This window comes from Corynebacterium sp. ACRPO (genome assembly GCF_022347205.1).
Lineage (GTDB): Bacteria > Actinomycetota > Actinomycetes > Mycobacteriales > Mycobacteriaceae > Corynebacterium.
Genome location: NZ_JAKRNE010000001.1, coordinates 123,854 through 137,030, shown reverse-complemented (window position 1 = coordinate 137,030; position 13,177 = coordinate 123,854). Strand labels below are relative to the sequence as shown.

The 13,177-nt window shown below is 58.3% G+C and carries 14 protein-coding genes; 3 read left to right on the top strand and 11 right to left on the bottom strand.

Features of this window, described 5'->3' with window-relative positions; all coding sequences use genetic code 11:
- Nucleotides 1-13: 13 nt before the first annotated feature.
- Nucleotides 14-760, bottom strand: coding sequence for an FAD-dependent thymidylate synthase (thyX, locus tag MHY22_RS00650; RefSeq protein WP_150851383.1), 747 nt, complete (start codon nucleotides 758-760; stop codon nucleotides 14-16).
- Nucleotides 761-763: 3 nt separating this feature from the next.
- A complete protein-coding gene (gene dapB, locus MHY22_RS00645) occupies nucleotides 764-1,510 on the bottom strand; it encodes a 4-hydroxy-tetrahydrodipicolinate reductase (protein WP_239277506.1) in 747 nt (248 codons plus the stop codon).
- A gap of 148 nt (nucleotides 1,511-1,658) precedes the next feature.
- On the opposite strand from dapB, the gene MHY22_RS00640 reads away from it, so the two are divergent.
- Both MHY22_RS00640 and MHY22_RS00635 read left to right on the top strand, forming a co-directional pair.
- Complete coding sequence (locus MHY22_RS00640) at nucleotides 1,659-2,042, top strand: VOC family protein (protein ID WP_239277750.1); 384 nt, start codon at nucleotides 1,659-1,661, stop codon at nucleotides 2,040-2,042.
- Between the two features lie 113 nt (nucleotides 2,043-2,155).
- Nucleotides 2,156-2,854 (top strand): AMIN domain-containing protein, encoded by a 699-nt coding sequence (locus MHY22_RS00635; RefSeq protein ID WP_239277504.1) that lies wholly within the window; start codon nucleotides 2,156-2,158, stop codon nucleotides 2,852-2,854.
- A 96-nt stretch (nucleotides 2,855-2,950) separates the two neighbouring features.
- Here the strand turns inward: MHY22_RS00635 and MHY22_RS00630 are convergent, their stop codons facing one another.
- The 4 genes from MHY22_RS00630 to MHY22_RS00615 all read right to left on the bottom strand — a co-directional run bounded on the left by MHY22_RS00630 (nucleotide 2,951) and on the right by MHY22_RS00615 (nucleotide 7,735).
- Complete coding sequence (locus MHY22_RS00630; protein ID WP_239277502.1) at nucleotides 2,951-5,197, bottom strand: polyribonucleotide nucleotidyltransferase; 2,247 nt, start codon at nucleotides 5,195-5,197, stop codon at nucleotides 2,951-2,953.
- Between the two features lie 144 nt (nucleotides 5,198-5,341).
- On the bottom strand, nucleotides 5,342-5,611 hold the full coding sequence (gene rpsO, locus MHY22_RS00625; protein ID WP_005278802.1) for a 30S ribosomal protein S15: 270 nt from the start codon (nucleotides 5,609-5,611) through the stop codon (nucleotides 5,342-5,344).
- A 168-nt stretch (nucleotides 5,612-5,779) separates the two neighbouring features.
- Nucleotides 5,780-6,712 (bottom strand): nucleoside hydrolase, encoded by a 933-nt coding sequence (locus tag MHY22_RS00620; RefSeq protein ID WP_239277500.1) that lies wholly within the window; start codon nucleotides 6,710-6,712, stop codon nucleotides 5,780-5,782.
- Nucleotides 6,713-7,735, bottom strand: coding sequence for a bifunctional riboflavin kinase/FAD synthetase (locus MHY22_RS00615; protein WP_239277498.1), 1,023 nt, complete (start codon nucleotides 7,733-7,735; stop codon nucleotides 6,713-6,715).
- A 23-nt stretch (nucleotides 7,736-7,758) separates the two neighbouring features.
- Between MHY22_RS00615 and truB the strand changes: the two genes are divergently transcribed.
- Complete coding sequence (gene truB, locus MHY22_RS00610; protein ID WP_239277495.1) at nucleotides 7,759-8,652, top strand: tRNA pseudouridine(55) synthase TruB; 894 nt, start codon at nucleotides 7,759-7,761, stop codon at nucleotides 8,650-8,652.
- Here the strand turns inward: truB and MHY22_RS00605 are convergent.
- The 5 genes from MHY22_RS00605 to rbfA form a co-directional block, all read right to left on the bottom strand.
- The gene (locus MHY22_RS00605) at nucleotides 8,649-9,323 is read right to left on the bottom strand and encodes a 4'-phosphopantetheinyl transferase (protein ID WP_239277493.1); all 675 of its coding nucleotides are present in this window, start codon (nucleotides 9,321-9,323) and stop codon (nucleotides 8,649-8,651) included. The genes truB and MHY22_RS00605 overlap by 4 nt on opposite strands.
- A complete protein-coding gene (locus MHY22_RS00600) occupies nucleotides 9,320-10,132 on the bottom strand; it encodes a metallophosphoesterase (RefSeq protein ID WP_239277492.1) in 813 nt (270 codons plus the stop codon). The genes MHY22_RS00605 and MHY22_RS00600 overlap by 4 nt, the downstream gene beginning before the upstream one ends.
- Nucleotides 10,133-10,218: 86 nt before the next feature.
- Nucleotides 10,219-11,535, bottom strand: coding sequence for an MATE family efflux transporter (locus MHY22_RS00595; protein ID WP_239277491.1), 1,317 nt, complete (start codon nucleotides 11,533-11,535; stop codon nucleotides 10,219-10,221).
- Nucleotides 11,536-11,555: 20 nt separating this feature from the next.
- Complete coding sequence (locus tag MHY22_RS00590) at nucleotides 11,556-12,518, bottom strand: bifunctional oligoribonuclease/PAP phosphatase NrnA (protein WP_239277489.1); 963 nt, start codon at nucleotides 12,516-12,518, stop codon at nucleotides 11,556-11,558.
- Nucleotides 12,519-12,962: a 30S ribosome-binding factor RbfA gene (gene rbfA, locus MHY22_RS00585; RefSeq protein ID WP_239194447.1), complete on the bottom strand. Its 444-nt coding sequence runs from the start codon at nucleotides 12,960-12,962 to the stop codon at nucleotides 12,519-12,521. It lies immediately after the preceding gene.
- Nucleotides 12,963-13,177 lie beyond the last annotated feature (215 nt).

Below are 13,177 nucleotides of genomic sequence, written 5' to 3'. Positions count from 1 at the left end.
GGTCACGCGCGTGTTAGGCGTAGGGGCTTGCCGCCATCTGGGTTCCATCAGCCAGAGTGGTGATGTTGAAATCATCAAACAGCACTGGGGCCTTGCTTTGCAGCAGTTTCAGGCACTCCACCGCAACGTGGCGGAGCTCCTCATCGGCCTGCTCGGCGGCACGAGCACCAATAAAGTGACGCCACGCCCGATAGTTGCCGGTGACAACAATGCGCGTTTCTGTGGCGTTGGGAAGAACGGCACGCGCCGCCTGGCGGGCCTGCTTCTTGCGGAGGAGCGCGTTGGGTTCATCCAGCTTCTCCTCTAGTGCGCTAAGCAGTTCATCGTAGACAAAGCGAGTCTCATCTACCGCTTGCATTACCAATCGGCTAAGTTGCTCGTCCTCAGCCACCAATTTAGGCAGGACCACCTCGGTCTCCTCCGGGTGGACGAAGCGCTGGGAGAGCTGCGAGAAGGAAAAGTGCCGGTGGCGCACGAGCTCATGGCTCGCCGAACGCGACAGCCCTGTGATGTACATCGTGGCTGTGGCATGCTCGAGCAACGCAGTATGGCCTACCTCCATGATGTGGTGCAGGTAGGCTTCATTAGTTGCCGTGCGAGGATTTGGCTTATCAAAGGACTCGTAGCAAGCCCGTCCGGCAAACTCGACGAGTGCTTCCCCATCAGAGGCCGAGTCATCCGCGTGCCACTCCACGCCCTGCGGGGCGTGGAACTGCGTTGCGGCAATGAGCTGAATGTCTAGCTCACTTGCTTTAGCCATGGCTTAAAGCCCCAGGTACTTATCGAGGCCTACGACTAGGCCCGGGTGATCCGCAATTTGGCGCACACCCACCAGTACACCCGGCGTGAAGGACGCGCGGTCATAAGAATCCTGGCGGATGGTCAGCGACTGACCTTGAGCACCAAAGATGACCTCCTCGTGTGCCACCATGCCACGGGTGCGAACCGCGTGTACCGGAATGCCATCGACAGTGGCGCCGCGAGCACCATCGAGCTGCTTTTCCGTAGCATCCGGCATGTCACCCAGACCAGCCTCCTTGCGGGCGGCGGCAATTCCCTCAGCGGTATGGATCGCAGTACCGGACGGCGCATCCAACTTGGTTGGGTGGTGGAACTCAATTACCTCTGCCGTTTCGAAGAACTTGGCAGCCTGCTTAGCTAGCACCATGGTGAGAACTGCAGAAATGGCAAAGTTCGGCGCAATGAGGACATTGCCGGCACCGTCCTGCTTGGTCCACTCCTCTACCTGAGCCAAGCGATCCTTATCAAAGCCGGTGGTTCCCACCACGCAGTGGATTCCGTGGGAGATGCAGAATTCAAGGTTTCCCATTACGGAATCTGGCTGGGTAAAGTCCACGATGACCTCTGCGTGGGCGTCGATAAGCTGCCGCAAATCATCATCGCGACCGATTTCTGCCACCAGCTCTAGGTCATCTTCCGCGTTGACACCTTCAACGATTGCCTGACCTACGCGCCCGTGGGCGCCTAGCACGCCAACCTTGATAGCCATGGTGTGTTCTCCTTCTTCAGCCACATCGGTAGTACTTTTCTCCCCATCCTAACGCGCATGGAGGTTGCACAATTCTTCACCTTCCTTGGAATGGACTTGCCCCCTTCGACGATGCCCCCTCATTCTCCCTAGGATGGCAAGCATGTAGATATATATCGCTTCCGTTCCTGTAGACGACGTTGCCCGCGCTCACGATTTTTACGTCAATACCCTTGGCTTCCGAGTTAAGGATGACGTAACTCACGGCGATTTCCGGTGGCTTACCGTTACCAATGCTGAAGGTGAGGGAAATACCGAGCTGCTTCTGGAGCCGAAGGGCCATCCCGCCGCCAAAGACTACGCCGCAGCACTCAAGGCCGACGGCATTCCGGCCACCCAGTTCCTGTCCGCCGATGTGGAAACTGAATATAAGGAGCTCAGTGACAAGGGCGTGAAGTTCACCATGGAGCCCACCGATGTTGGACTGTCTATCATCGCTGTTTTCGATGACACCGTGGGCAACCTTATTCAGCTGGTGGAACTCAAGAAGTAGCCGCACCCTCCCCTCTCACACAAATTAACAATTGCATCACTTCCTACTGTACGTCCCATCTTCCCCAGTAGAATGGGCGTTGTAACACGGTAAGCACCAAGGAAGTGATGAATATGTCTCCCTCAAATTTCTCTCGCACTATCGCCGTGGCCATCAGCGCAGGATGCGCGTTAGCACTTGCCGCTTGTTCCGCTGAAGACACCACGCAGGCAGGCGCGCCGGCTTTTAGTGAGGTTGAGTCAACTACCGACACTGCTGAAGTACAGACCACCTCCGCTACGCCCGCTACTACTTCTGCGCCGCGCAGTACCTCAGCGGCGGATGCGGAAAAGCAGAAGCTCCCCCAAGACTCTGCCCCAATGGCGTTCGCCGGTATGGGCACGGCCTCTCTCGAGGACCAACAGCATATGCCAGAGAATCTCGGAAACCTCATCCCCACGGGTGTGCGAGTGGGGGCGCACGATGGGTTCACCCGCGTCGTCATTGACTTGGAGGGCGAAGGTGAACCGGGGTGGTTTACTTCCTATACTGATAGCCCTGCCCAGCAGGCATCCGGCAAGCCGGTTGAGGTCCAAGGAAATACTTTCCTCAACCTAGGCATTGAGGGGACTCCGTGGCCTTCTACCCCAGAGCTGAAAGCAAAGTACATGCAGCCAGGCACTACCCCTGGTGCCGGGGTGGTCAGTGCAGTCAACTACACCACCACCTTTGAGGCGCAAACACAGCTCATTATCGGTCTAGAGAAGAAGACTGCCTACTCCGTGACGTATCTAAAGAACCCGTCCCGCGTGGTCATTGACTTCCAGAACTAAGGTTTAGCGGCGCCTCTAGATGGTGCACATCTACGAAGAAAGGCTCTGCCTTCCAGCGAGTGGGCTGGAAGGAAGAGCCTTCTTTGGGCTTAGGGATTAGTCCTCAACCGGAACCAGGGAAATCTTGCCGCGATTATCAATATCCGCGATTTCTACCTGAACCTTATCGCCAACGTTGATGACGTCTTCTACCTTCTCGATGCGCTCGTCGCCACCCAGGTTAGAAATGTGGATCAAGCCATCGCGACCCGGGGTCAAGGAAACGAATGCGCCGAACGGCACGGTCTTTACCACGGTGCCCAGGAAGCGCTCTCCTACCTTCGGCAGCTGTGGGTTTGCAATGGAGTTCACCTTATCGATGGCAGCATCCGCAGCCTCACCGGTAGCGGCGGAAACGTAGACGGTTCCGTCATCCTCGATGGAGACATCGGCGCCGGTTTCCTCGGTAATCTGGTTGATGGTCTTGCCCTTTGGCCCGATAAGCTCGCCGATCTTATTAACCGGGATCTTCACGGAGGTGATCTTCGGTGCAAGGCCAGACATCTCATCTGGGGTATCGATGACCTCAGCCATGGTTTCCAGGATGGTAGAGCGGGCATCGCGAGCCTGCTCCAGGGCCTGGGCCAGGACCTTAGACGGGATGCCATCCAACTTGGTGTCCAGCTGCAGGGCGGTGATGTACTCAGAGGTACCGGCGACCTTGAAGTCCATATCGCCAAAGGCATCCTCGGCACCGAGGATATCCGTCAGGGCGACGAACTTTTCCTTGCCATTTACCTCGCCAGAGACCAAGCCCATAGCGATGCCAGCTACCGGAGCCTTCAGCGGGACACCGGCATTGTAGAGGGACAAGGTGGAAGCACACACAGAGCCCATAGAGGTGGAGCCATTGGATCCCAAGGCCTCAGAGACCTGGCGGATGGCGTAGGGGAAGTCCTCACGGGATGGGATGACCGGAAGCAGAGCGCGCTCGGCCAAAGCACCGTGGCCGATCTCGCGGCGCTTCGGGGAGCCCACGCGGCCAGTCTCGCCAGTGGAGAATGGCGGGAAGTTGTAGTGGTGCATGTAACGCTTGGATTCCACCGGGGTCAGGGAATCAATCTGCTGCTCCATCTTGAGCATGTCCAGGGTGGTAACACCCAGAATCTGGGTCTCACCGCGCTCGAACAGGGAGGAACCGTGAGCACGCGGAACCAGGTCCACCTCAACGGAGAGGTCGCGGATATCGGTAACGCCGCGGCCATCGATACGGAAGCCCTCGGAAAGGATCTTCTGGCGCACGATCTGCTTCATCAAAGCGTTATAAGCGCCGCGGATCTGCTTAGACGCGTCGGTCTCTTCCAAGTCTTCGAACTGGTCCAAGAGCTTTTCTTCGACCTGCTCCATGTATTCATTGGTGGCATCGTCGCGTTCCTGCTTGCCCGGAATGGTCAGCAGCTTTTCTAGCTTCTTGGTAGCAGCCTTTTCCACTGCCACGAAGACATCATCGCCGTATGCCGGGAAGAGCGGGAACTCCTGGGTTTCCTTGGCGGCACGCTCCGCCAGACCGTTCTGGGCCTCGCACAAGGTCTTAATGAATGGCTTTGCTGCCTCCAAGCCTTCCGCGACGGCTGCTTCCTGCGGTGCAGGAGCGCCGTCGGCAATGCGCTCAGCAACGTTGGTGCCGGCACCGGCCTCGACCATCATGATGGCTACGTCGTCCTTACGGCCCTTTTTGACAATGCGGCCGGCAACGACCATCTCAAAGAGAGCGCGCTCGTGCTGCTCGTGATTCGGGAAGGCCACCCACTGGCCCTCGGGGTGCTTATCATCAGCGATCAGTGCCATGCGGACACCGCCGACTGCACCGGAAACGGGCAAGCCGGACAGCTGGGTGGCGGCGGAAGCGCCGTTGATAGCAACGACGTCGTAGTACTCTTCCGGATCCTGGGACATCACGGTAACGACGACCTGGACCTCGTTGCGCAGGCCCTTGACAAAGGTTGGACGCAGCGGGCGGTCGATAAGGCGACATGCCAGGATGGCCTCAGAAGAAGGGCGGCCCTCACGGCGGAAGAAGGAGCCCGGAATCTTGCCGGCGGCGTACATACGTTCTTCTACGTCCACAGTCAGCGGGAAGAAGTCGAATCCCTCGCGCGGCTGGTTGGACGCGGTGGTCGTGGCCAGCAACATGGTGTCATCGTCCAAGTAGGTGGTCACGGAGCCGTCTGCCTGCCGGGCCAGCTGGCCGGTTTCAAAGCGCAGGGTGCGGGTGCCAAAGTCACCATTGTCTAGCGTGGCAATGGCCTCGGTAATGCCAAAGTCCTCGTCAATATTGAACTCGACGGAGTTCTGAACGCTCATTAAAAAATGTCTCCTTGAGTGGTTTAGGCGATCGTCGATGCCGCCTGGTCGATTTTTGTCTATGACAACGGTGTCAAATTCTAACAGAAAAACCACAAAAGCCCCGCCAAAGGGCGGGGCGAGGTGGCCGAAGCTGGGCCGAAATTAACGGCGCAGACCCAGACGAGAGATCAGATCACGGTAGCGATCGACATTGTTCTCAGCCAGGTACTTCAGCAGGCCACGACGGCGACCAACCATCAGCAGCAGACCACGACGGGAGTGGTGATCGTGCTTGTGGAACTTCAGGTGCTCGGTCAAAGTATTGATGCGGGAGGTCAGCAGGGCAACCTGTGCCTCAGGGGAACCGGTATCGGTTTCGTGCAGGCCGTACTCCTTGAGGATTTCGGCCTTCTTCTCAGTGGTCAATGCCATGAGTATTTCTCCTTTATTTCAGTCCACATTATCGTGACGCATAAGCCTGCGTTGGCGCAGTACTTGTGCGTGCCGCAACTGCTGTGAACCGCAGTCGCTAAGCCAAACAAACACCTTACAGCGCTCAGGCAGACAAAATCAAAACCACATGGCTTCTAGGCTGTGCTTTTAAAGCTCGCTGAAGAGCGTCTCAAGGCGTTCGACAAACTCTCGCACAAAACGCTCACTATCCACACCCACAGCTACCCGGGCGGTGGGTGGCGCATCCAATCGCTTTTCATCCGCGATTGTCCGCCCACGGGTAGGGCCGGTGGTGTCAGTCTTGAGGTTTATAGAAAGGACGTCGACAAGCGAGGCATCTGCCGCCACCGCAACGGCCAATGGATCGTGCAGGCCGCACCCGCCCAAGTGCGGCGATGTGGTGGCGTAAGCACGAATGTAATAGTCCACCATATCCGCAAAAATGCGGCCGGCGCGGGTTCCGGTAGCGCGCCAACGCGCAGACTCCGCCGTGGTCAAAAGCGTGCGCAAGGTGACGTCCAAGCCCACCAAGGTGGTATCACTTGTGTGGCGGAACAGGTAATCGGTAGCTTCCGGATCCTGGGAGATATTGGCCTCAGACCACGGCGTGACGTTGCCCGGAACGGTGAGAGCCCCGCCCATCATCACCAGGTGTGCGGCCGTGGCAAAGGGAGGGTCCTGCTGCATGGCGGCAGCAATCGTGGTGGACGGGCCGGTCGGAATGATTACTACATCATCGCTGTGCTCGTGCACGGCCTCGATGAGGAAATCGGCCGCAGGTTGGGACTGCGCCTGGGTGGTTGCCGGCGGAAGCAGGACCTCCCCCACGCCGTTGTGGCCGTGGATAAAAGAAGAAATCTCGCTTGGCCGAAAACCATCCGGGCTAGGTCCGGCAAAGACCGGAATATCGTCTTGGCCCAGTAGTTCTAGAAGGGCCAGTGTATTGCGCACGGCTAAGGGCACGGTCACGTTGCCGTACGTGCAGGTCACGCCGATTAAGTCCAGGTCCGGATGGGCGATGGCATACGCCAGCGCTAGGGCATCATCAATGCCGGTATCAAGATCGAGAATCGCCTTCATTTATTTCTCCCGCAAGAAGTAGTCCTTCGCGGTCCAGCCCTGCGCCTTAGCATCGGCGGCTAGCACCTGGCGGGCCTTGGTTACGTCATTGGCCATCGCTTCTAGCAGCTCGTCTACGGAATTGAACTTCACCATATCGCGGAGGTGGCCTACAAAGTGCACCGTAGCCTCGTAGCCATACAGGTCAGCGTCACGGTCGAGCACGAAGGACTCGATAGAGCGCTCCTCGTCGCCAAAGGTGGGGTTGGTGCCTACGGAAATCGCGGCCGCATAGGCCACGCCAGGGCGCATATCCCCGTCGATAGAGGAGTCAGAGTGGACGATGAACCAGCCCGCGTACACACCATCGGCCGGGATGGCGACCGTATCCGGGAAATACTGATTGGCCGTGGGGAATCCGAGCTCCTTGCCACCACGTCCTGCACCGCGCACTACAGGCCCGGTCACGGTGAAATGGCGACCAAGCGCCCAATTGGCGGATTCGATGTCCCCCTGCGCAAGGCACTCACGAATGTGGGTGGAACAAATGCGCACGCCCTCATCATCCAGCAATGGGACGATTTCGACGCTAAAGCCGAACTCCGCACCAAAATCCTGCATAGCCTGGGCGGTTCCGGTCGCGCCGGCGCCAAAGGTGAAGTTCTCGCCCACCACGATGTGCTGCGCTGCGAGCTTTCCTACCAATAAATCCTCTACGTAGGGTCGCGGCTCCACCCCAGCAAGGTCTCGGGTGAAGTCAATAACAAGCACGGCTGCAATGCCCATCTCTTCGGCCAATTCCAGTCGGCGTTCAAAGCTCAGCACCGCCAAGGGCGCACGTTCCGGGAGAAATACCGACACTGGGTGCGGGTCAAAGGTCACCATGACAGGACGCTCACCATGAGCGCGCGCATGCTCCACGCAGGCGGAGATGAGCTGCTGATGGCCGCGGTGCAGGCCGTCAAAGACACCGATGGTTACTGACGTTGGGCCCACTTCCGCGGGGATGTCATCGATTCCGTACCAAATATCCACGCAGACCATCGTAGAGCATAGACTTAGAGGCTATGACTGATGCGCTCGCAAACTCCGGACTCGTCATCGTAGACAAACCCGCCGGCATGACCTCCCACGATGTTGTCGGCCGCCTACGCAGGTACTTTCGCACCAAGAAAGTAGGCCACGCCGGCACCCTCGACCCCATGGCCACCGGCGTGCTTGTCCTAGGCATGGAGCGTGGCACCAAGTTCTTGGCCCACATGGTTGCCTCCACTAAGTCCTATGACGCCACCATTCGCCTCGGCGCCGCCACCACAACCGATGACGCCGAAGGAGAACGCTGCTGGGGCGCTAGCGCTGCGGCCATTGACCGCGCCGTAATCGAGGCAGAGATTGCCAAGCTCACCGGCGATATTATGCAAAAGCCCGCGGCCGTTTCCGCTATTAAAATTAACGGCCGCCGCGCCCATGAGCTGGTGCGGGAGGGCCAGGAGGTAGACATTCCCGCCCGCCCAGTAACGGTAGATAAGTTTGACGTTCTGGCAGAGCGCCGCGAGGGCGACTACATCGATCTAGACGTCACGGTGGATTGTTCTTCCGGCACCTATATTCGCTCCCTGGCCCGCGATCTGGGCGAGGCCCTGCAGGTGGGCGGGCACCTGACCGCCTTGCGTCGCACTGAGGTGGGCCCTTTTGCACTTGCCGACGCCCTCTCGCTCGACGCCCTTGCCGAATCCCCTCGCCTGTCCCTCAGCTTGGATGAGGCCTTGGCTCGCTGCTTCTCCGTCCTTTCCGTCACAGAGGAGGAGGCCGCCGCCCTCGCCATGGGCAAATGGCTAGAGCCCCGCGGGCTCAAGGGCGTCCACGCTGCTGTAGCCCCTAATGGCCAAGCCGTGGCGCTCATTAAAGAAAAAGGCAAGCGCCTGGCCACCGTGTTTGTGGCACGGCCCTCTACCCTTTAATGGCTAAAGTCTAAGGCCGGAACCGAGGTGGAGACGATAACGTAGCCGTCTCGAATTACCCAGCGCCCGGTGATAAAAGGCACCGGTGTGGGCCTAGCCAAAATATAGGAAATAAGCGTGCCATCTTCGCGCAGGTCGATTTCTGCTTGGTCAAAGTCCAGCCAGCGAAAGGTCATGGGAAACCACGACTTATACGTGGCCTCCTTGGCACAAAAAAGCAATCGGTCCGGGCAGGTAATCCCCGCCTTACGAAGCCGCAAAAGCTGCGGCATCTCCCCTGCTCGGGCGATCATGGTGAGGACATGATCCGGCAACGGTTCGGCGGGTTCTGCATCCAAGCCTACGGACTTTAAGGCCGAGGTAGGGGCAACGACCGCAGCCCGCATGCCCTCGGTATGCGTCATCGAACCTACAAAACCTTCGGGCCACAGCGGCATGCCGCGCTCGCCGCGCAAAATCGGCGTCGCCGGGCTGGCACCTAATTCCTGTAAGGCTCGGTGCGCACACCACCGAGCATCTCCGAACTCGGCCTTGCGCACATCAACTGCCTGGGAAACGAGAGACTTTTCTTCGGCCGCGAGTTCTTCAAAATTGGCCAAATCCGCGTAACCCGAATCCGTGCGCACATAGCAATAGCGCGCACTTTCCGGAAATAACTCTGGATACATCATCGTGCCTCCTCCCCTTCAAAAGAACGCAGTACCGGATAGGGCCACGTCTGGGTGCTGTCGCGCCCCTGCCATTCGCGTGGATACCCCAATGACGTCTCGATGTGGTCAACGCCGTCCACATTCATGCGAGACGGCATATGCAGGTGCCCATAGATGACGGACTCTGCGTTGTAGCGCCGCGGCCACGACCGCGTATGCCGGGTTCCGCACCACAAGGCAATTTCAGGAAAGCGCAATAGCATTGTCGGTTCTTGGACCAGCGGCCAATGGTTAACCAACACGGTAGGACTATGTACTCGGGAAAGGCGCTTGATGGAATAGGCCAACCTATCCCAACACCACGCCCGCACGTCTACGAAGGGGGCGATGGCGAACTCATCGGTCATAATGAGTTGTTTCGCGCGCGCCGCGTCAATGGCTTCGTCCACGCTAAGGCCATGCGGACGGAAACTGTAATCATACAGAGTAAAGAGCGGAACAATGGTAGTTCCGTGAAATACCGGATACGGGTCTTCGGGAGTAATAACTCCAATCTCCCTGCACCTTTCCACTAAGTGCGCATACTTTTCTCGGCCTTGATACCGGTCCTGGGAACGGGAGAATAACTCATGGTTGCCCGGCACCCAGATGACCGTGGCATAGCGATCATTAAGCTGGCGCAAAATACGAATAATGAGTTCAGTACGCTCTGCAACGTCCCCGGCCACGATGAGCCAATCCGCGGGATCGGGCGGAGTAAGCTGATCAATGCGCTCCCTATTGGCACTGACCGCTCCATGCAGGTCAGAAACCGCCCACACTGTTGGCATAGGTTTCTCACCTGCCTTCCTAGAATCTGCGCGCTGCACGGAGCCGCACACCGCGCGAGAGTATCAACACGCCCACTTTAGCGCAGCTAGCGCTCCTGTACTACGGCCCATTTCATCGATCGGAACCGGTAGACCACACCCACCATGCGGAAAGCAATGAAGGCCGCGAGACCACACCACACGCCGGTTAAGCCTGTGCCCATGAAGTGTGCCAAGATTACGCCCGGCAAAAATCCCACCAGGACCGAAGATATGGTCAGCGTGCGCAGGAAGGCAGCATCGCCGGCACCCAGCAAGACACCATCGAAGGCGAAGACCACGCCACCGCCGATAACCATGGCTACCAGGATCCACCACGGCTTAGAGATGGCATCGAGCACTTCCGGAGCGGAGGTAAAAATGCGCGGAATAATCCCTGCACCAGCAGCGAATACGGCAGCCAAGAGGCCAGAGAAAATCGTAGAGTACAACGCCACCTTGCTGCCCACACTGCGTGCGTGCCGCGCAGAGCCAGCACCAAGGGCCGCACCAGTCAACGATTGCGCGGCAATGGCCAACGAATCCAAGATGAGGGACATGAAGTTCCACAGCTGCATCATGATCTGGTGACCGGCCAAAGAGGCGGTACTAACGCGGGAAACCACAGCCGTGGCAGTAAGAAAGGCCACCTGGAAGCTAGCCGAACGCAAAATAAGATCGCGGCCTAAGATGAGTTGTTCGCGTACCACATGCCACTGAAATTGCCAGGAGCCAGTGTGTTCCTTATGCAATTCGCGGACAAATAGCGCAGCAATAATGCTCATGCCCAAAACCGTGGCAATTGCTGAGCCTGCCAGCCCCCAGAAATGGACGAAGATGGGCACCGCAATAGCGCCGGGAATCATGCCAGACAAAGTGAAGTACAGTGGCTTCTTCGTATCTTGGACACCGCGCATCCAGCCGTTTCCGGCCATCTCCACCAAAGTAACGGGAATAGCCAGAGCTGCGATGCGCAGCCACAAGGCCGTACCGGCGGCCGTGGTGGGATCCCCGGTTAAGGCGCGGGCAAATACGCCGCCGAAAATCCACATGATCACGGCGAGCAGCGCGCCTACACCTAGGGCCACATAGGTGGCTTGCACGCCTTCAGCAACCGCAGCTTCGCGCTTTCCGGAGCCAAAGAGACGGGCAGAGCGAGCGGTCGTGCCGTAGGACAAGAAAGTCAACTGCGTCGTCACCACGGAGTGAATTGTGGTGGCTGCAGCCAGCGAGGCGAGCTCTTGGGCGCCAAGGCGTCCGACTACCGCGGTATCCAGCAAGAGGTAGAGCGGCATGGCCGCAAGTACGCCAAGCGCGGGAAACGCGAGGCCAAAGACCTCGCGTGCGGTTACCGTGCCGGCGGTGGAGCGATCCTGAGCGTTCATTCCATCCGTCTGCCTTTTTCTCATTGGATAGCGGCCACCAATTCCTTAATAATTTTTTCCGGAGCCCCGTGAGCGGTATAGCCCGCGGCCGGTACATGTCCGCCGCCCCCGAAGGTAAGCGCTACCGAAGAACAATCAATGCGAGAAGAACGCAAGGAAACCGCCCACACCTCCGGAGCTTGTTCCTTAAACACCACGCCGACGGTGGTTCCTTCAAGCGCGCGAACGAACTCCACCAAAGATTCAACGGCCGAATCAGAGTGTCCCTGGATATCTTCCAGCCGCGCGACGAGAATGCCTAGGGTGTGCTCCCCTGCATCTTCGAGGCGCAAACCGGCCAATACCCTACCGATCATCTGAAGATCGTCCGGCGTGGTGGAATCTAAAAGGTCAGCTGCGATCTGCTTGGTATCCAGATCGTAGTGCATGAGGCGGGTGGCAATATCGTGCATAGCCGGCCTGCCCCAGCGGAAGCTGCCAGTATCGGTCATCAAACCGGCATATAAGCAGTGCGCAATATGCCGGTCAATCTGAATCTCCAGTGAATCCAGGATTCTCAGCAACAGCACGGTGGTGGATTCACATTCAGTGTCCACCACATTGATGGCACCAAACCCTGGATTAGAAGAATGGTGGTCAATGCACAGAACTCGGCCCTGCTGGGCTAGCTGCTCAATCCGGTCCGCAAAAAAGCCCGTCCGGTCCAAAGAACCACAATCAACGGTGACATAGAGGTCATAGCCTTCCGGCAGCTCACGACTAGTGGTGACGTCGTCGGCGGCAGGAATGGTGTAAAGATTACGGGAAATCTCCCGCTCCTGGCCCACAACGGCACACACGTCTTTGCCCCGTTGGCGCAGCGCGAGCAGCAACGCCGCAGCAGAGCCGATGGCATCGGCATCCGGCCGCAGGTGCGTCACAATGCAGATGCTATGAGCATCATGCAAAGCGGCAACTGCCGGCTGGTATTGCTTCTTAGTCACTTAAGCCTCGTCTTCATCGGAGGTCTTATACGGGTTCGCATCCCCTGCCGGCTGAGCGTTTTCCTTCAGCTTTGCTAGTTCTTCATCGCGGGCGCGAGCACGGGCCAGAAGCTCTTCCATATGAGCAGAGGCCTCCGGAACGGTATCGACCTCGAAGGTTAGCGTCGGGGTAAACCGCACCGAGAGCTGATCGCCCACAATCTTGCGCAGCTGACCTTTAGCGCGCTTGAGGGCTTCTTCTGCTTGGGCGAAGTCCGGCTCGGAGTCGATGTCTTTTCCGCGCACGGTATAAAAAACGGTGGCATCGTGCAGGTCGCCCGTGACTCGAGTATCCGTAATGGTCACCAGCTCGAGGCGGCGATCCTTAATCTGGCGTTCGATGGCGCTTGCCACGATTTCCTGAATGCGCTTGGCCATGCGCGCTGCGCGTGCGTGATCGACCATGTGAACCTCCCAGCTCAAAAAGAATCTATCTCTAAAATTACCGCCAACCGGTACAAGAAACCACCAGTTTAGTGCCGAATCGCGGACAATGAAAACCCGTCGCGGCAACGCCAGTAGGCAGCGGCACCCAAGGCGCCCTCAACTTACAGACGCAGGAATAGCGCAAGGCCCGCTTCCAATCTCCTCGGGCCTTCCCTACTGAGTGCTAGCAGCAC